This window comes from Streptomyces sp. NPDC058955, from assembly GCF_042741435.1.
GTDB lineage: Bacteria > Actinomycetota > Actinomycetes > Streptomycetales > Streptomycetaceae > Streptomyces.
The window spans coordinates 60,834-77,673 of record NZ_JBHYKM010000008.1; the positions used below are offsets into that span (position 1 = coordinate 60,834).

Sequence of the window (16,840 nt, forward strand, 5' to 3'; positions counted from 1 at the left end):
GGCCGGGGGGGGCCGCGGCGAGGGGGCCCCGCGGGGCGGCGGGGCGCCCCGCCCCCCCCGCCCCGCCGGCGCCGCCCGCGCCGGCCGCGCCGGTGGCCAGGAGGAGGAAACGGCGCCGGCCGCCGGCCGGGGGCGCCGCCGGGGCCGGGGTGGTGGTCGGGTCGATGTCCGGGAGGGCGAGCATCCGGGCGGAGCGCTCGGCGATGGTCCGCACGACGGGTGCGGGCAGCCAGTCGGCGGCCGCGCCGGGGGTGTCCTCGGCGAGCCGGGCGGCGAGCGCGTCGGCGGCGGGCCGGGCGGCGGGGTCCTTGGCGAGGCAGTCCCGCAGCAGCGGCAGCAGTCCGGCCGGTACGCCGGCGAGGTCGGGCTCGTCGTGCACGGTCCGGTACATGAGGGCGTCGACGGCGCCGGTGCCGAAGGGCGGGCGGCCGGTGGCCGCGTAGGCGAGGAGGCAGCCGAAGGCGAAGACGTCGGAGGCCGGCCCGATGTCGCCGGTCCGGGCCTCCGCCTGTTCGGGCGCGAGGAAGCCGGGGGTGCCGACGACCAGGTCGGTGCCGGTGAGCGCGGTCTCGTCGGCGGGGTCGGCGGCGCGGGCGATGCCGAAGTCGATGAGCCGGGGCCCGTCGACGGCGAGCAGGACGTTGGCGGGCTTCACGTCCCGGTGGACGAGCCCGGCGGCGTGCACGGCGGCGAGCGCGCGGGCGACGGCGCCGCCGAGGATCCGCAGGCTCCGTTCGGGCAGCGGGCCGTGGGCGGCGATCGCCTCGCCGAGGGACGGGCCGGGGACGAAGGCGGTGGCGAGCCACGGCTCGGGGGCGTCGGGGTCGGCGCCGAGGACCGGTACGGCCCAGGGGGACGCGACCCGCCGGGCGGCCTCGACCTCGCGCCGGAAGCGGGCGCGGAAGTCGGTCCGCTCGGCCCGGTCGGCGAGCGTGACCTTCACGGCGGCCAGCTCGCCCGCGTCCGTACGCCCCAGGTAGACGACGCCCATGCCGCCCGCGCCGAGCCGCCCGAGGAGCCGGTAGCCGGCCAGGGTGGAGGGGTCGGCGGGCAGCAGCGGGGCGAGGTCGCCGGGTGCGGCGGCGGGACGGGCGGGGAGCGGCGCGGGAGTGGAGGCGCCCTCGACGCCGGAGCCGGCCCCGGCCTCCGAGGGGCCGACGGGGATCCGCGGGTCGGAAGCGGGCAGCCGCGCGTCGACGGGCGCCCGGTCCTGGGGGCCGTCCGGGGAGGGCTCGTGGTCGTCCGGGCTCACGGGGCTCACTTCTTGACCTCCAGCTCGGCCTGGGTGCGGTTGAGCATGGTGACGAGCGCCCGGATCATCGCCGTACTGACCTCGTCCTCGCTGTGGCCGGCGGATCCCTTGGCCGAGACGGCGAGCGTCACCGGCCCCACCCGGGACTGCGACCAGCCGTAGAAGTGCTCGCCCTTGACGCCGGTCTTCACGTACTTGCCGCGCTCGCTGAGCGAGTCCGCTGCGGTGTAGTTGCCGTTGACGCCGAAGGGGGTGCCGATGGAGAAGAGGCCGGTGACCTTCTCCCCGTCCCGCAGGGTCTGGTCGGGGCAGCGCAGTGCCTCCTCCAGGGTCTGCGCCATCTCCCAGTCCGCCTCGTCGACCGAGGTGTGGACGGTGACGGTGGCGGCGACCTGGAGCAGGCCCTTGGCCCCCTCGGCGGGGACCTGGCTGTAGCCGGTGACGCTGTGCAGGACGGTGGCCGGCCGGACCCCGGTCTCCCAGCGGCAGGAGGCGGGGAGCACCGGCCAGTAGTCGTCGGAGCTCAGGTACGGGGTCCGCCGGGTGAAGCCCGGCCCCCAGGATTCCGGCCCGGCGAGGACGTCGCGGGCGAGGCGCTCGGCGTCGGCCCCGTTCCTCGGGGCGCGGGCCGGGTCGAAGGTGAAGTCCAGTGCGGTGGGCGTCGCCGCCCGGTCGGGAATGGTCGACGCGGACGCGGACGCGGACCCGGTCGGTGACCCGGTCGCGGTCGGGGATCCGGTCGCGGTGGGCGACGCGCTGCCGGACGCCGACGTCGAGGGCTTCGGGCCGCCGCTCCCTCCCCCGCCCCCCGAACACCCCGCCAGCAGGATCCCGCCCATCAGGACGGCACAGCAGGAACGCGACAGCCGTACGCAGGACACGATTCCCCCACCCCCCGTTCACACGATTCCCCCAGGGGCCACGATCGTATGCGCGGAAGGCTCAACTCCGGTGCGCTACAGCCTCATTGGCCGCGCTCCGCGTCGTAGCGGGCGCGGGCCGCCTCGACGGCGGGGACCCGGGACTCGGTCCAGCGGGCCAGGTCCCGGATGCGGCGGGCGGACTCCTCGCCGAGGGGGGTGAGGCTGTAGTCGACGCGGGGCGGGATGACGGGCCGGGCCTCGCGGTGGACGAAGCCGTCGCGCTCCAGGGTCTGGAGGGTCTGGGTCAGCATCTTCTCGCTGACGCCGCCGATCCGCCGCCGCAGCTCGCTGAAGCGGTACGAGCGCTCCAGGAGGGCGATCTGGACGAGGACGCCCCAGCGGCTGGTGACGTGCTCCAGGACGAGCCGGGACGGGCACATGGTGCCGTCGGCGTCGGCCAGCAGGGGGGTCACGGGGGCCTCGGCCCCGGTCTCTGCACTTACCTTCACACCAGTACCTTACTTCAAAGTGGGTACTTTCGATTGGTTAGCGCCCATCGTACGGTGAGTGCATCACCCCGACCGCGCCCCACCGTCAAGGAAGAGAGACCCCCATGAGCATCGTCGTCACCGGAGCCACCGGACAGCTCGGCCGTCTCGTCGTCGACGCCCTCCTCGCCGACCCGGCCGTCCCCGCCGGCTCCGTCGCCGCCGTCGTGCGGAACAAGGAGAAGGCCGCCGACCTGGCGGAGCGCGGCGTCGAGCTGCGGATCGCCGACTACAGCCGCCCCGAGACGCTGGCCGACGCCTTCGCGGCGGGCGACCGGGTGCTGCTGATCTCCGGCAGCGAGGTCGGGCAGCGGGTGCCGCAGCACGCGGCCGTGATCGACGCGGCCAAGGCGGCGGGCGTGGCCCAGCTCGCGTACACCGGCGTGCTCGGCGGCCCGGACGCCGACTTCGACCTGGCGGCGGAGCACAAGGAGACCGAGGCGCTGATCCTGGCCTCGGGGCTGCCGTACACCTTCCTGCGCAACGGCTGGTACAGCGAGAACTACACGGCGAACCTCGCCCCCGTCCTCGCCCACGGCGCCGTCGTCGCCAACGCGGGCGAGGGCCGGATCGCCTCCGCCTCCCGCGCCGACTACGCGGCCGCCGCCGCGGCGGTGCTGGCCGGGCCGGCCGGGGAGCACCTGGGCCGGGCCTACGAGCTGAGCGGCGACGAGGCGTGGTCGCTGGCGGAGTACGCGGCGGAGGTCGGCGCCCGCGCCGGGCGGGAGATCGCGTACACGAACGTGCCGGCCGCGACGCACCTGGAGATCCTGACGGGCGCCGGGGTGCCGGAGCCCTTCGCGGCGATCCTCGTCGACGTCGACCGGGCGATCGAGCGGGGCGCGCTGGCGGTCCGGACAGGCGACCTGGCGCGGCTGATCGGCCGTCCGACCACCCCGATCGGCACCACGATCGGCGAGGCGCTGGCGGCGGCGGAGTAGTACCGCCTTCAAGGTCATGACCGTATAGCGGTACACACATGACAGCCTGCCCTGTGCGGCGCTACCTTCGTCGGAACAGCGCGGCGCAGGGCGGGAGGCTTTTCATGGGCGGAAGAGAGACGGACGGAACCGTCGGGACGACCGACGGCGGGGAGGGCCGCGTCGGCCTGCTCCACGGCATCGCGGCGTACGCGATGTGGGGCCTGGTCCCGCTCTACTGGCCGCTCCTCAAGCCGGCGAGCGCGGGCGAGATCCTGGCGCACCGGATGGTGTGGTCGTTCGTCTTCGTCGGCCTCGCCCTGCTGGTGCTGCGCCGCTGGGGCTGGGTGCGGGAGCTGGCGGCCAGCCCGCGCAAGCTGGGCCTGCTGACGGTCGCCGCGACCGTCATCACCGTGAACTGGGGCCTGTACATCTGGTCGGTCAACAACGGCCACGTCGTCGAGTCGTCGCTCGGCTACTTCATCAACCCGCTGGTGACGATCGCGCTCGGCGTCCTCGTCCTGAAGGAACGCCTCCGCCCGGCCCAGTGGGCGGCGGTCGGCATCGGCTTCGCGGCCGTGCTGGTCCTGGCGGTGGGGTACGGCCGCCCGCCGTGGATCTCGCTCGTCCTCGCCTTCTCCTTCGCCGTCTACGGCCTGGTGAAGAAGCAGGTCAACATCGGCGGCCTGGAGTCGCTGGCGGCCGAGACGGCCGTCCAGTTCCTGCCGGCCCTCGGCTACCTGGTCTTCCTCGGCTCGCGGTCCGAACTCGCCTTCGGCTCCGAGGGCATCGGCCACATGGCGCTCCTCGCCTCGACCGGCATCGTCACGGCGGTCCCGCTGATCTGCTTCGGCGCGGCGGCGATCCGGGTGCCGCTCTCCACCCTGGGCCTCCTCCAGTACCTGGCCCCGACCTTCCAGTTCCTCCTCGGCGTCGTGTACTTCCACGAGGCCATGCCCCCCGAGCGCTGGGCCGGCTTCTCCCTGGTCTGGCTCGCCCTCACGATCCTCACCTGGGACGCCCTCCGCACCGCCCGCCGCAGCCGCGCCGCGGTGGCCCGAGCCGCCGAGGAAGCGGCCGGCCGTCTGACGGAGCCCCCCAAGGCCGTCCCCACCGCGGACGACGTCCGCGCCTGACCGCGCGAAATCCGATGGCCGCGGAGCGGCCCGCCGATCCACCCTGGTCCCCATGCCCACCTCCACAACGGCACGGGACGGCGAGCCGCTCCGCCGCGTCCGCGCGCTGCACCCCGACCGCGCGACCTGGCAGCGCGAGCTGCGCCGGGCGCCGGCCCGGGTGCAGTGGGATCCGGAGCGGGACCTGCGGCTGGCGCCGCTGCCGTACCGGTCGCTCCAGCTGGGGCTCGCGGGCGAGGCGGCGGGGCGGTACGCGGACGAGTGGACGGTCTCCGTCACGGACGTGACGCCGCTCGCGCGCGCGACGCACGCCCTGGTGCGGGCGGGGCGGTCGGCGGAGGCCGCGCGGCTGCTGCCGGCCGAGACGCCGTACCCGGAGTCGGACGGGCTGCTGGACCTGGTCCGGGGCTGAGGACGCGGATCCCTCCGTTCCGGTGGCGGCGCGGCAGTGGGTGGTGAAGGGTCGGGAGGATGGAGCCACTGCACTGGAAACTCGTCGTCGACTGCGCCGACCCGCACGCCCAGGCCGCGTTCTGGGCCGCCGCCCTCCGGTACGAGGAGGAGGACCACAGCGGCCTCGTCGGGCGGTTGCTCGGCGCCGGGGCCGTACCGGAGGCCGCGACCGTCACCGTGCACGCCGGGAAGCCGGAGGAACGCCTCGGGTGGCACGACCTCGCCGCCGTGCGGCACCCCGCCGACCCCGTGTCGGAGGAGAACGGGGCCGGGCTCGGCCGGCGGATCCTCTTCCAGCGGGTGCCCGAGGCGAAGACCGTGAAGAACCGGCTGCACCTCGACGTCCACGCCCCGGCCGGCGCCCGGGACGCCGAGGTGGAGCGCCTGGAGGGGCTGGGCGCGGCGGTGCTGCGGCGGGTGGCGGAGCAGGGCGGCGCGTGGGTGGTGATGACCGACCCCGAGGGGAACGAGTTCTGCGTGCAGTGACGCGCACCCCCGGGGCCGGCCGGCGGCTCACAGGGCCAGGAGCGCCCCCTGCGCCACGTCCGGCACGCCCGGGTCCCGCAGCGGGCGCAGGGCGATCCGCATCAGGGCGAGGGCGTTGTCGTCGCCGGCGATCCGGTTGGCGCTGAGTTCGCCGCAGGACCGGCACTCGTGGACGAGGAGCCATTCCCCGTCGGGCCGGACGGAGACGCCGATCGGGGCCATCCGGCCCCGGCAGGCGGACGCCCGGTCACCGGGGATCCGGCCGTCGACGTGCAGGCTGGCCAGACAGGTCGGGCAGTGGTTGCGGTGCGCCGTGCCCGGCGCGGCCAGGGGGACGACGAGCCGGCAGGAGACGCACCGGAAGTCCTGCTCCCGGTGGCCGCTCCGCTGCCCGTGCAGCACGTCCTTGCGCCGCTGGGCGCGGCGCCGGCCGCGGCGCCCGTCGTCGGTGCGCGTACGGCGGGCCATGTCAGAGGTCCCCGAACGCTTCGAGCGGGAACGGCGGCTGGGCCAGCGGCCGTACCGCCATCCGCATCAGGATGAGCCGGTTGTCGTCCTCGGCGACGGGGCTGGAGGTCAGCTCGTCGCAGCGGACGCACCGGTGCACGACCATCCAGTCCCCGGTGCGCAGCACGGCGATGGAGATCGGTGTCATCCGCGCCCGGCAGTCGCTCGCGCCGCCCTCGACGTGGTCGTGGACGTGCCGGGAGTGCAGGCAGGACGGGCAGTGGTTGCGCCGCTGCCCGCCGGCGGCGTGGGCGTGGACGGTGAGTCCGCACCACACGCAGGTGAAGGTGTCGATGGTGATGGTCACCCGGAGGCTCCTTGCTGAGGAAGTGTCACTGACAGCAGGAGTCGGCCGAGCGGGCCTCGCGAAGGGGACTGCCTAGGCGGAAAGGGCCAGGGAGTGAGGCGCGCTCGGCGCGGGCCGGGTCATACAACACCCTCTCTGCGGGCCGGGGGCCCGGGGACGCGCGCCGGACGGGCCGAAGCCCCTCCGGCGGTGGACGGATCGAAGTCCCTCCGACGGTAGACACCACGCCCCGCCCGCCGCCACCGGATTTCCGCTAGGGCCGCCGCACCTCGAAGTGGAAGCACCCGTACTCGACGGCCCGCACATGCACGAGCGCGACCTCCGGGTCCGCGAAGGCGTCGGCGAACGCCGCGTCGAGGCCGGGGAGTTCCACGAGCCGGCCGCCGACGATGCGTCCGTCGGCGCTGTAGCGGCGGACGGTACGCAGCGCCCCGGGCCGCTCGAAGGGGTACCCCTCGGCGGGCTCGGGCCCCGCGCACGCGTCGGCGTGCACGAAGACGGGCCCGACCTCGTCGTACGCCCCCGGCTCGGCGCCCGTGGCCGCCGCCCACCGCCGCAGCGGCGCGTACGAGACGAGCGCGATCCGCTCCCCGGCGCGCGCCCCGCGCAGACAGCAGCGCAACGGCTCGCCGCCCTCGGGCGCGACGTACGGGACACAGGGCCGTCCGGCGTCGTCGACGGTCCGGAGGGCGGCGAGTACGGCGGGCTCGACGGCCCGCGGCGTGAAGGTCTTCATGCCCCCAGCCTCGACCGTCCCCCCGCCCGAAGCTGGCGGAATTCGGACCCCGCACTCAGACCACCCGAGCGGCTACGGGCAGGGCGCGTGGCGCGTGATCAGCGCAGGGCGAGGGCCACGATCTGGGTGATGGCGTCCGAGGCGAAGTTGTCGTCGCTGACGAGGATCAGTGTGCGTTCGCCGGAGGGGAGGGTCGGGCCCCAGGTCATGCCCTCGGTGTTGTCGATGGCGGAGAGGCCGAGGGTGTGGAAGTCCGCGACGAGCTTCTTCCGCATGGGGACGACGTTCCTGCCGACCAGGGAGTCCACGGCCCGCACGTCGGTGGCGCCGCGGGTGGTGGCGTCGAAGAGGCGGATCTTGTAGCCGGAGCCGGCGACCCAGGTGCGTTCGAGGACGAGGTAGCGCTCGGGGTCGTCCGGGAAGGCGAGGATCGAGGGGACGCCGGTGTCGGGGCCCCACGGGCTGGTCGGGTCGGACTCGGCGAAGATCTTCTCGATCGGGTACGCGAACTGGCCGAGGACCCGGCCCGCGCGGCTCTGCTGCGTGACGCGGACGAGCGCGCCGTGCGTCGTGTCGGGCACCGGGCCGTCCTGGACCAGCGGGCCCTCGACCGCGCTGGTCACGACCTTGCCGCGGGAGCCGAAGGTGAGCGCTTCGACGGCCTGGTTGCGGCGCGGGCCGCGGTCGGCGGTGATCGTGTAGTTCTCCGGCAGCCGCAGCGCGCCGTGGTGGGTGCCGTCGGGGTCGGAGATCTCGATCGACGGCTGGATCACCGGCTGGCCCTCGACGGCCGGCCGGTCGCCCTCCTGGCCCCACCAGTAGCGGCACGCGACCGGGTCGACGCGGATCTCCTCGGGGTCGATGGCCTTGCCGTCGCCGAGCGCGGGCGACGGGTAGACCGAGCCGTCCGGCTGGAGGAAGGGGCGGGTCCCGGTGAAGTCGACGGAGTGCACGCCGGCGGCGTCGACATCGAGCTTCGCGGTGTAGAAGCGGGCGGGCTGGAGGAAGGAGCGGTCGTCGCTGATGAAGACGTACTCGCCGGTGCACCGGTCGCGGTCGATGCCGGAGAGGCCGCCGACCGTGGTGCCGCGGAAGTCGAGCTTGTGCGGGACGATCTTCTCGCCGAGCAGGCGGGCCTGCACCGCGCGCTTCGACTCCGCTCCGGGAGCGCCGGGTTGGGGCGCGGCGGCCACCGCGGGGGCGAGCGTGGACGTCAGGAGCAGGGCCGCGGCGCAGGCGCGGCGGATCAGGGAGGCACTCATGCGGATGATCATGGCGCGGCAACCGACCGCCCCACAGTCACCCAGGGGAGTGGTCCTCCGGCCGTCCCGACCGATCGCCGGATGATCGGTCCGGTGTGCGGACGACCGGTTTCGGTCAGTTCCCGCCGACGGGGGCGATGCGGCGGCGGAGCAGGCAGAACTCGTTGCCCTCCGGGTCGGCCAGGACGTGCCACGCCTCCTCGCCGGTCTGGCCGACGTCCGCCGGTACGGCGCCGATCGCGAGCAGCCGTTCCAGCTCGGCGTCCTGGTCGCGGTCGGTGGCGTTGACGTCGATGTGCAGCCGCCGACGGCCGGTCCGGGGCTCGCTGTTGGGGCTGAGGACGAGGGTGGGCTGCGGGCCGCCGAAGCCGGTGTCGGGTGGCCCGATCTCGATGCTGCCGTCCTCCTCCCGGTTCAGTTCGACGTAACCGAGGACGTCGCTCCAGAACGCGGCGAGGCGCTCGGGGTCGGCGCATTCGAGGACCAGCTCACTGATGCGGCATGCCATGCGGACAGGGTACGGAACGGGCCCGGCCGGACGGGGCGTTGTCAGACTCCGCTCCTACGCTGGGGAGCAATCGCAAGCACGGCGGAGGGCGGGGCGATGGGCGGCGACAGCTGGTGGCAGACGGGTCCGTACGAGAGCGACCTGGCGGTCGCCTTCCGGCGGGCCCAGGAGGCCGAACTGGCCTCCGACGACCGGGGTTTCCCGGGCCGGACGATCGAGGAGCTGTGGCGGAGCGCGGACTGGGCCGAGTTCATCTTCACCGGCGGCACCGCCACCGTCCTGGACCAGCCCCACACGGTGGCCGCCACGGAGCCGGAGGAGGGCCCGTACATGCGGCCCCTCACGGAGGAGGAGGTCCGCGCCTGGTGTCCGCACGGCCGGCCCACGCGCGCGGAGTGGCGGGCGGCCCTCCGCGCCGACACCTCCCTCGACGACCTCTTCCCCCGCCGCGGCCTCGGCCGGTGCACGGTCCTGTACGAGGACGGCGAACCGGCGGAGATCGGCTACTGGGGGGTGACGGCGGACTAGGACGGCGACGGTCCGGGACCGCGACCGTCCCGGACCGCGAGGTTCTAGGCGGCGGCCGCGGCCAAGGAGTCCGCGATCCCGGCCAGCAGGCGGGCGAGGTCGTGGGGGCGGGTGGCCATCGGCCAGTGGCCCGAGTCGATGTCCACGTACGCGAGGCGGCGGGCGCGGGCGAGTTCGGGGCTCTCGCCGGCGGCGATCCACTGCTCGGCCTGGGCGGGGGTGAACTCGGGGCAGACGACCGTGACGGGGACGTCGAAGCGGCGCTCGTCCGCCAGCCGGACGATCCCCTTCGCGACCCCCTCGGGGACGGGTACGGCGGCGGCTTCGATGCGCTCCCGGGCGGCCGCGTCCAGGTCGGCGGCGTCGGGGCCCTCGAAGGGGGCCCAGCCCGGGAAGGGCACGGCGCCGTCCTCGACCGGGAAGAAGTCGGCGTAGGCCCGGCCGTCGGGGGCGGGGAAGCCGCCGACCAGCGCGACCCCGGCCACCTGCTCCGGCCGGGCGTCGGCGGCCAGCCAGGCCAGGCTCGACGCGGCGGAGTGCCCCACCACCAGGGGCTTGCCGGACGCCGCGTCGACCGCCGCGAGCACGGCGTCCCGCTGGTCCGCGAGCGTGGCGGAGGCGGCGCCGTCGCCCTGGCCGGGGAGGGCGACGGGCACGGGACGGTGGCCGAGCGCGGCGAGCTCCGGCACGACGTCGTCCCAGGCGGATCCGTCGAGCCAGAGGCCGCCGATGAGCAGGATGTCCATGGTGCTTCTCCCGTGGGTGTCGGAGCCGGGCCGGGCCGACGCACGCTAGCGGACGGCTCTGACAACGAGGGGCCGAGGAGAGGTCAGGCGTCCAGCGCGATCGCGTTCTTGGCGCGCTCGACGGACTCCTCGGAGGCGGGACCACCCGGGTTCTCGGTGGCCAGCGCCTGGTTGAGGCCGACGAAGGGCCGCATCCGCTGCTCGTAGCGGGCGAAGGCGGTGCCGTGGTCGCCGCCGTCCCGCCCGAGGCAGTCGGCGAGGACGTAGGCGCCGACGAGGGCCAGGCTGGTGCCCTGTCCGGAGAGCGGGGAGGGGCAGTAGCCGGCGTCCCCGAGGAGGGTGACGCGGCCGCGCGACCACTGGTCCATGCGGATCTGGGCCATGGCGTCGCAGTAGAAGTCGGGGGCGGTGCGGGCGGCTTCGGCGAGCCGGGCGCCTTCCCAGCCCACGGTGGCCAGCTTCTCCACGACGGTGCGCCGGAGGGCGTCGGCGGTGCGGAGCTCGGGGGCGAGCGGCCCGGACTCGAAGCCGAAGGCGACCCGCAGCTCGGTGTTGTCGCGCACGGGCATGATGCCGAAGCCCACGCCGTCGCCCTGCAGCCACATCTGCCAGTCCTCCAGGGCGAGGAAGTTCTCGGTGCCGAAGACCGAGAGGTAGCTGCCCAGGTGGTGGGCGAAGCGCTCCTCGGGGCCGAAGGCGAGGCGGCGCACGGTGGAGTGGAGGCCGTCGGCGCCGACCACGAGGTCGAAGCGGCGGGACGGCCCGTGCGCGAAGTCGGCGCGGACGCCCGTCTCGTCCTCGTCGAGCCCGGTGAGGCTGTCGCCGAAGAGGTACTCGACGTCGGCGCGGGTGTGCTCGTACGCGATCCGCACCAGGTCCTCGCGCAGCACCTCGATGTCGTCGCTGTCGAGCCGGCCGCTGCTGAAGGTGGACTCGGTGGAGCGGTGGACCTCGTTCCCCTGCGGGTCGAGGACCGACATGCCGCGCATCCGGGTCCGCAGTCCGCGCGCCCGGTCCAGCAGGCCCGTCCGCTCCATGACGTCGAGCGCGACGCCGCGGACGTCGATGGCCTGGCCGCCGGCGCGCGGCGCGGAGGCGCGCTCGACGACGGTGGGCTCGAAGCCGCGGCGGCGCAGCCAGTGGGCGAGGACGGGGCCCGCGACGCCGCCACCGGAGATGAGCACGGTCTTGTTCATGGGGAGCTCCTTCTGGGGGTCCGCCTCAGCGGTTCGTACGGTGTACGCACTGAACGTACGCCGTACGCGCAGACCGTTCAACAGGCCGAATCTCCGCCCTGTACTAGGCCAGAGCCCACCCGAACGACATCGCCGCTGCTACCCTCTGCCCTAGTACAGACAGGAAGAGGTGAGGGGTGTGACGCAGATCACAGATCCGGCGGGCGGCCCGCCCTATCTGCGGATCGTCGCCGAGATCCGGCGGCGCATCGCGGACGGTGAACTCGCCCCCGGGGACCGGATCCCCTCCACCCGGCGGATCGCCGAGGAGTGGGGCGTGGCCCTGGCCACGGCCACCAAGGCACTGACCACCCTGCGCCTGGAGGGCCTGGTGGTGGCCCGCGCCCGGATCGGCACGGTCGTGGCGGGCGCGGCCCGGCCCCCCGCCGCCGTCCCCTCCGAGGAATCCGGGCAGAAGTCCGTCCAGGAGCGGGAGCGGGGGCGGGAGGGGGAGCAGGAGCTGAACCTCGACCGGATCGTCCGCACCGCGATCGGGATCGCCGACGCCGAGGGGCTCACGGCGCTCTCCATGCGCGGCGTCGCGGCCCGCCTCGGCGTCGCCCCGATGTCGACGTACCGGTACGTGCCGAGCAAGGAGGAGCTCGTCCTCCTCATGGCCGACGCCGCGTTCGGCGAGGAGACGTACCCCGCGCGAGCCCCCGAGGGCTGGCGCGCCCGCGTCGAGCTGGGCGCGCGGGCGATGTGGCGCCTGTACCGCAAGCACCCGTGGCTGGCGCAGCTCGGCTCGCTCTCGCGCCCGCTGCTCGTCCCGCGCCTCCTCGTCCACGGCGAGTGGATCCTGGCCGCCCTCGACGGCCACGGCCTCGCGCCCACCGAGCTGTTCGACGTCCACGTGCTGATCTACAGCCACGTCCAGGGCCTGGCGGTGCACCTGGAGCGGGAGGCGCACGCCGAGGCGGCCACCGGCCAGTCCGAGGACCAGTGGATGGACAGCCGCGCCTCCGATCTCCAGGCACTGGCGGAGTCCGGCCGGTTCCCGACCTTCGCCAAGGTGGTGGGCGCCTTCGAGGACGGCTACGACCTGGACCTCGACGCCCTCTTCGAACGGGGCCTCACCGCACTGCTCGACGGCCTCACACCGCTCGTCGAGGGCCGGCGGGCGTGACGGGCGGGCCACCAGGGCCGGCGTCGAGGCGTCCGAACTCCTCTGGGAGGAAAGGGGGTTCGGTCTGTTCGCGGTGGAGGAGCGGGCCACCGGGCGGCTCGCCGGATTCACCGGTCTCGCCGTCCCGCACTTCCTTCCGGAGCTGCTCCCGGCCGTCGAGATCGGCTGGCGCCTCGGCCGCGCCTTCTGGGGCCGGGGCCTGGCGACGGAGGCGGCGCGGGCGGCGCTCGCGTACGGCTTCGGGGAGTGCGGCCTCGACCGGGTGGTGGGCGTCGCCCAGACCGGCAACCACGCCTCCGAGCGCGTCATGGCGAAGCTGGGCATGCGCCTGGACCGCGAGACGGTGGACCCCGGCTCCGGCCGCCCGGTCCGGGTCCACGCCATCGACCGCCCCTGAGGGACGGCCCCGCGAGAGGCGTCTGTGAGATGGGCCTCCACGGGAGCCGGATGCGCCACCGCCCCGACACCCCCTAACCTCGGCGGGTCCGCCCGGACTCGGGCGGCGGAACGGAGGGAGGAACGTTCATGCGGGAGCGGAGAGCGGGCGGACGGCTGAGGGTCGCGGCATGGGTGATGATCCCCCTGGGACTGGCCTCCGTCCTGGGCGGCATCCTGTACTTCTTCACGGCCCACCGCGGCGTCTCGGTGATGGGCCAGGGGATGGAGCCCACGCACCCCCGGGGCTCGGTGGTGCTCGTCACGGACGTCGACGCGGACGACATACGCAGGGGCGACGTCCTCCTCCTCCAGGTCCCCGGCCGTTACGGCGGCGCGCCGGTCATCCAGCGGGTGATCGGCAAGGGCGGCGACCGCGTCGCCTCCGACGGCACCCAGGTCACGGTGAACGGCGAACCCCTCGCCGAGCCCTACCTGAAGAAGGACCGCCTGCCCCCGACGCCGGTCCCGTTCGAGGCGGAGGTCCCGGAGGGCCGCCTGTTCCTGCTGGGCGACAACCGGGGCAACGCGAACGACTCCCGCTTCTTCCTCGACGACCACTCCGGCAGCGTCCCGACCGCCGGCGTCCTCGGCCGCGTCAGCGAGGGCCTGCCGCCGACCGTGCTGACGGCCGGCGCCCTCGGCGCCGCGCTGATCCTGGGCGGCATCGGCACCGGATACGCGGCGTGGCGCCGGGCCCGGTCCGCACAACCCTCGGAGCAGCCGGCGCGTCCTTGAGGGAGACGCGGCCACGGGGAGGACCCGGCCGCACAGGGGGGCTCACATGAGTGACGTACTGATCGCGGCGGCCCGCTGGATCGGCCGGGGCGCGGTCGCCGTCATCGACTTCGCCATCCTGCGCCAGGACTACACGCACGTGCGCGACAGGATCCGCAGGAACCGGCCCCGCCGCTGACGGTACGTCTCCCGCCGCGCGGCGCCCGCCTCCTGCGGGCGCGGGCGGCGGGTCCTCCTACGACCCGGACCCTTCCCGGTCCCGGCAGGCGGCCGGGTCCTCGACGACCGCCTCGCAGGCCACGAGGCCCGCCGCGTACTGCATCGGGTTCGACTCGACGGCCACGTCGAGCTGCTGCACGGCGGCGCGCACCGCGGACCGTGCCGCGTAGGGGTAGCAGTCCCCGTGCTCCGCCACGATGTCGGCCGCCGTCCGGACCCTCATCGGCCCGACCTGGTCGCTGGTCCCCCGCTTCGCCCAGTCGCCGAAGAGGTCCTCGACCGTCCGCCGCACCTCCGCGCAGGACGGCCCGTCGCCCCGGTCGGCCGGCCGGGCCCCCACCACGTACCCGCCGACGACCAGGACCACGGCACAGGCCACGGCCAGGGCCCCCACCCACCCTCGTCTCATGGACGATCACCCTAGGACCGGCCCACCGCACGGGCCAGCCTTTAACGCCCTCTGCCGGTAGGGGACATGACGTCCGCGGCACTCACACCCGCGACGCTCTCCACCGTGACGCGGACGGACGCGTCGCGGAGGGCCGCGACGAGGCTGTCCTCGACGTAAAGACGAGAACCAGGGGAAGACCTACCCCACCCCTCCCACCTCCCCGTCGGCACCCGTCACTCACTTGGGTGACTTGGGTGAACTGGGCTGGATTTCGGGCGGGTTGCCTGGCATATGCTCACGCCACAACCCCAGACATGCGTCGGCCCCCGGCGGGAGTAGCAATCCCGGTCGGGGGCCTGACCACCGAGGAAGGCAACAACTTCCCGATGGCTTCCACGCAGCCTAACCCGCCCCTGCGCGGCTCCGGGCTCGTTCACCACAACGTCCCTCTGACCGCCCACTTCCTGGTCATCAGCAAAGAGCTTCCCCGGTGCCCCGGGATCTCCCTCCTGGCGATCGGGGTCGCCGTCCACCTCCAGTCGCTGCCGCCCGGTGCCGGCGTCGGGATCAAGGCCGTCGCCGCGAGGTTTCCGGAGAGCGAGTTCCGGGTCTCGGCGGCGATGCGGGAGCTGGAGGCACTCGGGTTCCTCCAGCGGATCCGCGAGCGGCTGCCGAACGGGCGGATCGTCTCGCGCACGATCTCGTACAACCGGCCGAGGGCTGACCTCGGACTCGTACGGAGGACGCCTCCGCCGCCCGCCACGGCACCGGCCACCGCGCAGGAGGTGTCGCCCCCTGCGACTGCGCCGCCGGGCGGCCCCGTCTCCGGCTCGGGCGCCGACCGGGAACCCCACCGGGGTCCCGACGACGACCCCGGCCCCGACCCGGATCCTGACGACGACCCGGACCCCGACCCTGGGCCTGGGCCTGGGCCCGATACCGACCCCGCCCCGGGCCCGGCGCCCGATGCCGCCACCGCCGACGCATCCCCCTACGCGGCTCCGGCATCTGCGGACGACCCCGGCCGCGCCCCGCACAACCACTCCGCCCCTTCCCCGCTCGCCGACGCGCACCGGGCAGGCGCCGAGCTGCTCGCCGGGCTTCGGGTGCACGAGCCCCGGCTGCTGCTCTCCGAGCGGGACGTGCGGCGGCTGGCGCCCGACGTGACGGTCTGGCTGGAGCGGGGGGCCGACCCGGCGGCCGTGGGGCGGACGCTCCGCGCGGGGCTTCCGGGTGACCTCGCCAGTCCGGCGGGGCTGCTCGCCCACCGGCTGAGGGTCCTCCTGCCGCCACCGCTCCCGGTCGGGCCGCCACCGCCCGCCGTCCCGGGGCCCCGCGTCGTCTGCGAGGACTGCGAGCGGCCCTTCCCTGCGTCGGTGACGGCACCCGGACGGTGCCGGGAGTGTCAGGAGGAGGCTCGGCTTGACCCTCACGCGGCGTGAGGCTGAAAGGTGGGCCGCATGAGCGACAAGAACCATTACGACGCCTTCGAGATGAGCCCCGTCCCGACGCCCGGGCCGGACGCCGTGCCGCCGGAGCCGTTCCACGGGATCTACGGCATGCCGTCCTTCGTCACCGTCCCCACCACCGATCTCGCGGAGTCCGTGGACTTCTGGACCCGGGGGCTCGGCTTCTTCGAGCTGTTCGGCGTCCCCGGCGTCCTCGTGCACCTGCGCCGGTGGGCCTTCCAGGACGTGCTGCTCGTCGCGGCGGAGAGCGTCCCCGAGGGGCCGCCGGCCATGAGCTACAGCTTCGCCGGGGTGCTCGGACAGGTCGACTCCCTGGTCGAGGCGTGCCGCGCGCTGCGGCCGGACTCGGTCGACGGGCCCCGGGACACGCCCTGGAACACCCGGGACGTGGAGGTGATCACCCCGGAGAACGCCCGGGTCGTCTTCACGGCGGCGAAGCCCTTCGACCCGGCGAGCCAGGAGGCCCGGAACCTCGCGGCGATCGGGATCACGCCGCCGGTCAGCCACGAGGGCGGCGACAATGGGGCCCATGGCTGATGACGTGGATCCCGGTCTGACCGTCGGCCAGGTCGCGGCGCGCCTGGACGTCACCGTCCGCGCGCTGCACCACTGGGACGAGATCGGGCTCGCGCGGCCGTCGCTGCGTACGGCCGCCGGGTACCGGCTCTACACCGGAACGGACCTCGAACGCCTGCACCGCGTCGTCGTCTACCGCGAGCTGGGCCTCGGCCTGGACCGGATCCGGGACGTCCTGGACGACGCGGGCACGGACGTGACCGGCGCGCTGCGCGCCCAGCGCGCGCAGGTCGGCCGGCGGATCGAGCGCCTCCAGCGGCTCGGCACCGGCCTCGACCGGATGATCGACGCCCACGAGCGGGGGGGGGGGGGGGGGCGGCGCCCCCCCCCCCCGCGCCGCCCCCCCCCCCGCGCCCGCCCGCCCGGGCGCGGCGCCGCCCGCGCCGCGCCGGCGGGGCC

Annotated in this window: 20 protein-coding genes and 3 pseudogenes; 12 read left to right on the forward strand and 11 right to left on the reverse strand. The window is 74.9% G+C overall.

The genetic code is table 11. The annotated features are described in order from the left end of the window. From ACFW1I_RS05965 to ACFW1I_RS05975, 3 genes and pseudogenes are all read right to left on the reverse strand, one after another. A pseudogene (locus tag ACFW1I_RS05965) lies at positions 1–1,057 on the reverse strand (serine/threonine-protein kinase); the annotation flags it as partial. 200 nt (positions 1,058–1,257) lie between these two features. Next, entirely contained in the window at positions 1,258–2,133 is an 876-nt protein-coding gene (locus ACFW1I_RS05970) for a hypothetical protein (protein WP_384666441.1), read from the reverse strand. An 83-nt stretch (positions 2,134–2,216) separates the two neighbouring features. Next, the gene (locus ACFW1I_RS05975; protein ID WP_384666524.1) at positions 2,217–2,555 is read right to left on the reverse strand and encodes a winged helix-turn-helix transcriptional regulator; all 339 of its coding nucleotides are present in this window, start codon (positions 2,553–2,555) and stop codon (positions 2,217–2,219) included. Between the two features lie 173 nt (positions 2,556–2,728). Between ACFW1I_RS05975 and ACFW1I_RS05980 the strand changes: the two genes are divergently transcribed. The 4 genes and pseudogenes from ACFW1I_RS05980 (at position 2,729) to ACFW1I_RS05995 (ending at position 5,658) form a co-directional block, all read left to right on the forward strand. Further along, complete coding sequence (locus ACFW1I_RS05980) at positions 2,729–3,604, forward strand: NAD(P)H-binding protein (RefSeq protein WP_384666443.1); 876 nt, start codon at positions 2,729–2,731, stop codon at positions 3,602–3,604. A 104-nt stretch (positions 3,605–3,708) separates the two neighbouring features. Then, positions 3,709–4,719: an EamA family transporter RarD gene (gene rarD / locus ACFW1I_RS05985; RefSeq protein WP_384666445.1), complete on the forward strand. Its 1,011-nt coding sequence runs from the start codon at positions 3,709–3,711 to the stop codon at positions 4,717–4,719. Between the two features lie 100 nt (positions 4,720–4,819). Continuing rightward, positions 4,820–5,131: pseudogene (locus ACFW1I_RS05990) on the forward strand (DUF4291 family protein); the annotation flags it as partial. A 59-nt stretch (positions 5,132–5,190) separates the two neighbouring features. Beyond that, on the forward strand, positions 5,191–5,658 hold the full coding sequence (locus tag ACFW1I_RS05995; RefSeq protein ID WP_384666447.1) for a VOC family protein: 468 nt from the start codon (positions 5,191–5,193) through the stop codon (positions 5,656–5,658). A 27-nt stretch (positions 5,659–5,685) separates the two neighbouring features. On the opposite strand, the gene ACFW1I_RS06000 is transcribed toward ACFW1I_RS05995, so the two are convergent. The 5 genes from ACFW1I_RS06000 to ACFW1I_RS06020 form a co-directional block, all read right to left on the reverse strand. Beyond that, the gene (locus tag ACFW1I_RS06000; RefSeq protein WP_384666449.1) at positions 5,686–6,126 is read right to left on the reverse strand and encodes an RNHCP domain-containing protein; all 441 of its coding nucleotides are present in this window, start codon (positions 6,124–6,126) and stop codon (positions 5,686–5,688) included. A 1-nt stretch (position 6,127) separates the two neighbouring features. Then, positions 6,128–6,472: an RNHCP domain-containing protein gene (locus ACFW1I_RS06005; RefSeq protein ID WP_319010266.1), complete on the reverse strand. Its 345-nt coding sequence runs from the start codon at positions 6,470–6,472 to the stop codon at positions 6,128–6,130. Positions 6,473–6,725: 253 nt separating this feature from the next. Next, positions 6,726–7,208 (reverse strand): DUF1203 domain-containing protein, encoded by a 483-nt coding sequence (locus ACFW1I_RS06010; protein ID WP_384666451.1) that lies wholly within the window; start codon positions 7,206–7,208, stop codon positions 6,726–6,728. 98 nt (positions 7,209–7,306) lie between these two features. After that, positions 7,307–8,470 (reverse strand): esterase-like activity of phytase family protein, encoded by a 1,164-nt coding sequence (locus ACFW1I_RS06015; protein WP_384666453.1) that lies wholly within the window; start codon positions 8,468–8,470, stop codon positions 7,307–7,309. A gap of 115 nt (positions 8,471–8,585) precedes the next feature. Beyond that, entirely contained in the window at positions 8,586–8,978 is a 393-nt protein-coding gene (locus ACFW1I_RS06020; protein ID WP_384666455.1) for a VOC family protein, read from the reverse strand. Between the two features lie 96 nt (positions 8,979–9,074). Between ACFW1I_RS06020 and ACFW1I_RS06025 the strand changes: the two genes are divergently transcribed. Then, on the forward strand, positions 9,075–9,506 hold the full coding sequence (locus ACFW1I_RS06025) for a hypothetical protein (protein ID WP_384666457.1): 432 nt from the start codon (positions 9,075–9,077) through the stop codon (positions 9,504–9,506). Between the two features lie 44 nt (positions 9,507–9,550). Here ACFW1I_RS06025 and ACFW1I_RS06030 read toward each other — a convergent pair whose 3' ends face one another. Both ACFW1I_RS06030 and ACFW1I_RS06035 read right to left on the reverse strand, forming a co-directional pair. Continuing rightward, entirely contained in the window at positions 9,551–10,252 is a 702-nt protein-coding gene (locus ACFW1I_RS06030) for an alpha/beta fold hydrolase (protein ID WP_384666459.1), read from the reverse strand. Between the two features lie 83 nt (positions 10,253–10,335). Further along, positions 10,336–11,448, reverse strand: coding sequence for an FAD-dependent monooxygenase (locus ACFW1I_RS06035; protein WP_384666461.1), 1,113 nt, complete (start codon positions 11,446–11,448; stop codon positions 10,336–10,338). A 178-nt stretch (positions 11,449–11,626) separates the two neighbouring features. On the opposite strand from ACFW1I_RS06035, the gene ACFW1I_RS06040 reads away from it, so the two are divergent. The 4 genes and pseudogenes from ACFW1I_RS06040 (at position 11,627) to ACFW1I_RS06055 (ending at position 13,964) form a co-directional block, all read left to right on the forward strand. Then, positions 11,627–12,613, forward strand: a complete 987-nt coding sequence (locus ACFW1I_RS06040; protein WP_384666462.1) for a TetR/AcrR family transcriptional regulator C-terminal domain-containing protein — start codon at positions 11,627–11,629, stop codon at positions 12,611–12,613. A 52-nt stretch (positions 12,614–12,665) separates the two neighbouring features. Continuing rightward, positions 12,666–13,010, forward strand: a pseudogene (locus ACFW1I_RS06045) (GNAT family N-acetyltransferase); the annotation flags it as partial. A gap of 128 nt (positions 13,011–13,138) precedes the next feature. Next, a complete protein-coding gene (lepB, locus tag ACFW1I_RS06050; RefSeq protein WP_384666464.1) occupies positions 13,139–13,786 on the forward strand; it encodes a signal peptidase I in 648 nt (215 codons plus the stop codon). Positions 13,787–13,832: 46 nt separating this feature from the next. After that, entirely contained in the window at positions 13,833–13,964 is a 132-nt protein-coding gene (locus tag ACFW1I_RS06055; RefSeq protein WP_384666466.1) for a hypothetical protein, read from the forward strand. A gap of 57 nt (positions 13,965–14,021) precedes the next feature. On the opposite strand, the gene ACFW1I_RS06060 is transcribed toward ACFW1I_RS06055, so the two are convergent. Next, a complete protein-coding gene (locus tag ACFW1I_RS06060) occupies positions 14,022–14,414 on the reverse strand; it encodes a hypothetical protein (RefSeq protein ID WP_384666468.1) in 393 nt (130 codons plus the stop codon). Between the two features lie 368 nt (positions 14,415–14,782). Between ACFW1I_RS06060 and ACFW1I_RS06065 the strand changes: the two genes are divergently transcribed. From ACFW1I_RS06065 to ACFW1I_RS06075, 3 genes are all read left to right on the forward strand, one after another. Continuing rightward, complete coding sequence (locus ACFW1I_RS06065) at positions 14,783–15,838, forward strand: helix-turn-helix domain-containing protein (protein WP_384666469.1); 1,056 nt, start codon at positions 14,783–14,785, stop codon at positions 15,836–15,838. Positions 15,839–15,856: 18 nt separating this feature from the next. Continuing rightward, positions 15,857–16,402, forward strand: a complete 546-nt coding sequence (locus ACFW1I_RS06070) for a VOC family protein (RefSeq protein WP_384666471.1) — start codon at positions 15,857–15,859, stop codon at positions 16,400–16,402. Then, positions 16,395–16,840 (forward strand): MerR family transcriptional regulator (locus ACFW1I_RS06075; RefSeq protein WP_384666473.1); only part of this gene is annotated, 446 nt, incomplete at its 3' end. The genes ACFW1I_RS06070 and ACFW1I_RS06075, both read left to right, overlap by 8 nt.

What these genes read in the sequence shown, in the direction of transcription:
- ACFW1I_RS06020 (WP_384666455.1), bottom strand. Translation starts at nt 8,978, where the DNA reads ATGGCATGCCGCATCAGTGAGCTGGTCCTCGAATGCGCCGACCCCGAG.
- ACFW1I_RS06025 (WP_384666457.1), top strand. Translation starts at nt 9,075, where the DNA reads ATGGGCGGCGACAGCTGGTGGCAGACGGGTCCGTACGAGAGCGACCTG.
- ACFW1I_RS06060 (WP_384666468.1), bottom strand. Translation starts at nt 14,414, where the DNA reads ATGAGACGAGGGTGGGTGGGGGCCCTGGCCGTGGCCTGTGCCGTGGTC.
- ACFW1I_RS06030 (WP_384666459.1), bottom strand. Translation starts at nt 10,252, where the DNA reads ATGGACATCCTGCTCATCGGCGGCCTCTGGCTCGACGGATCCGCCTGG.
- ACFW1I_RS06010 (WP_384666451.1), bottom strand. Translation starts at nt 7,208, where the DNA reads ATGAAGACCTTCACGCCGCGGGCCGTCGAGCCCGCCGTACTCGCCGCC.
- ACFW1I_RS05980 (WP_384666443.1), top strand. Translation starts at nt 2,729, where the DNA reads ATGAGCATCGTCGTCACCGGAGCCACCGGACAGCTCGGCCGTCTCGTC.
- ACFW1I_RS06015 (WP_384666453.1), bottom strand. Translation starts at nt 8,470, where the DNA reads ATGAGTGCCTCCCTGATCCGCCGCGCCTGCGCCGCGGCCCTGCTCCTG.
- rarD (WP_384666445.1), top strand. Translation starts at nt 3,709, where the DNA reads ATGGGCGGAAGAGAGACGGACGGAACCGTCGGGACGACCGACGGCGGG.
- ACFW1I_RS05995 (WP_384666447.1), top strand. Translation starts at nt 5,191, where the DNA reads ATGGAGCCACTGCACTGGAAACTCGTCGTCGACTGCGCCGACCCGCAC.
- ACFW1I_RS06000 (WP_384666449.1), bottom strand. Translation starts at nt 6,126, where the DNA reads ATGGCCCGCCGTACGCGCACCGACGACGGGCGCCGCGGCCGGCGCCGC.
- ACFW1I_RS06065 (WP_384666469.1), top strand. Translation starts at nt 14,783, where the DNA reads ATGGCTTCCACGCAGCCTAACCCGCCCCTGCGCGGCTCCGGGCTCGTT.
- ACFW1I_RS06070 (WP_384666471.1), top strand. Translation starts at nt 15,857, where the DNA reads ATGAGCGACAAGAACCATTACGACGCCTTCGAGATGAGCCCCGTCCCG.
- ACFW1I_RS06055 (WP_384666466.1), top strand. Translation starts at nt 13,833, where the DNA reads ATGAGTGACGTACTGATCGCGGCGGCCCGCTGGATCGGCCGGGGCGCG.
- ACFW1I_RS06035 (WP_384666461.1), bottom strand. Translation starts at nt 11,448, where the DNA reads ATGAACAAGACCGTGCTCATCTCCGGTGGCGGCGTCGCGGGCCCCGTC.
- ACFW1I_RS05975 (WP_384666524.1), bottom strand. Translation starts at nt 2,555, where the DNA reads ATGTGCCCGTCCCGGCTCGTCCTGGAGCACGTCACCAGCCGCTGGGGC.
- lepB (WP_384666464.1), top strand. Translation starts at nt 13,139, where the DNA reads ATGCGGGAGCGGAGAGCGGGCGGACGGCTGAGGGTCGCGGCATGGGTG.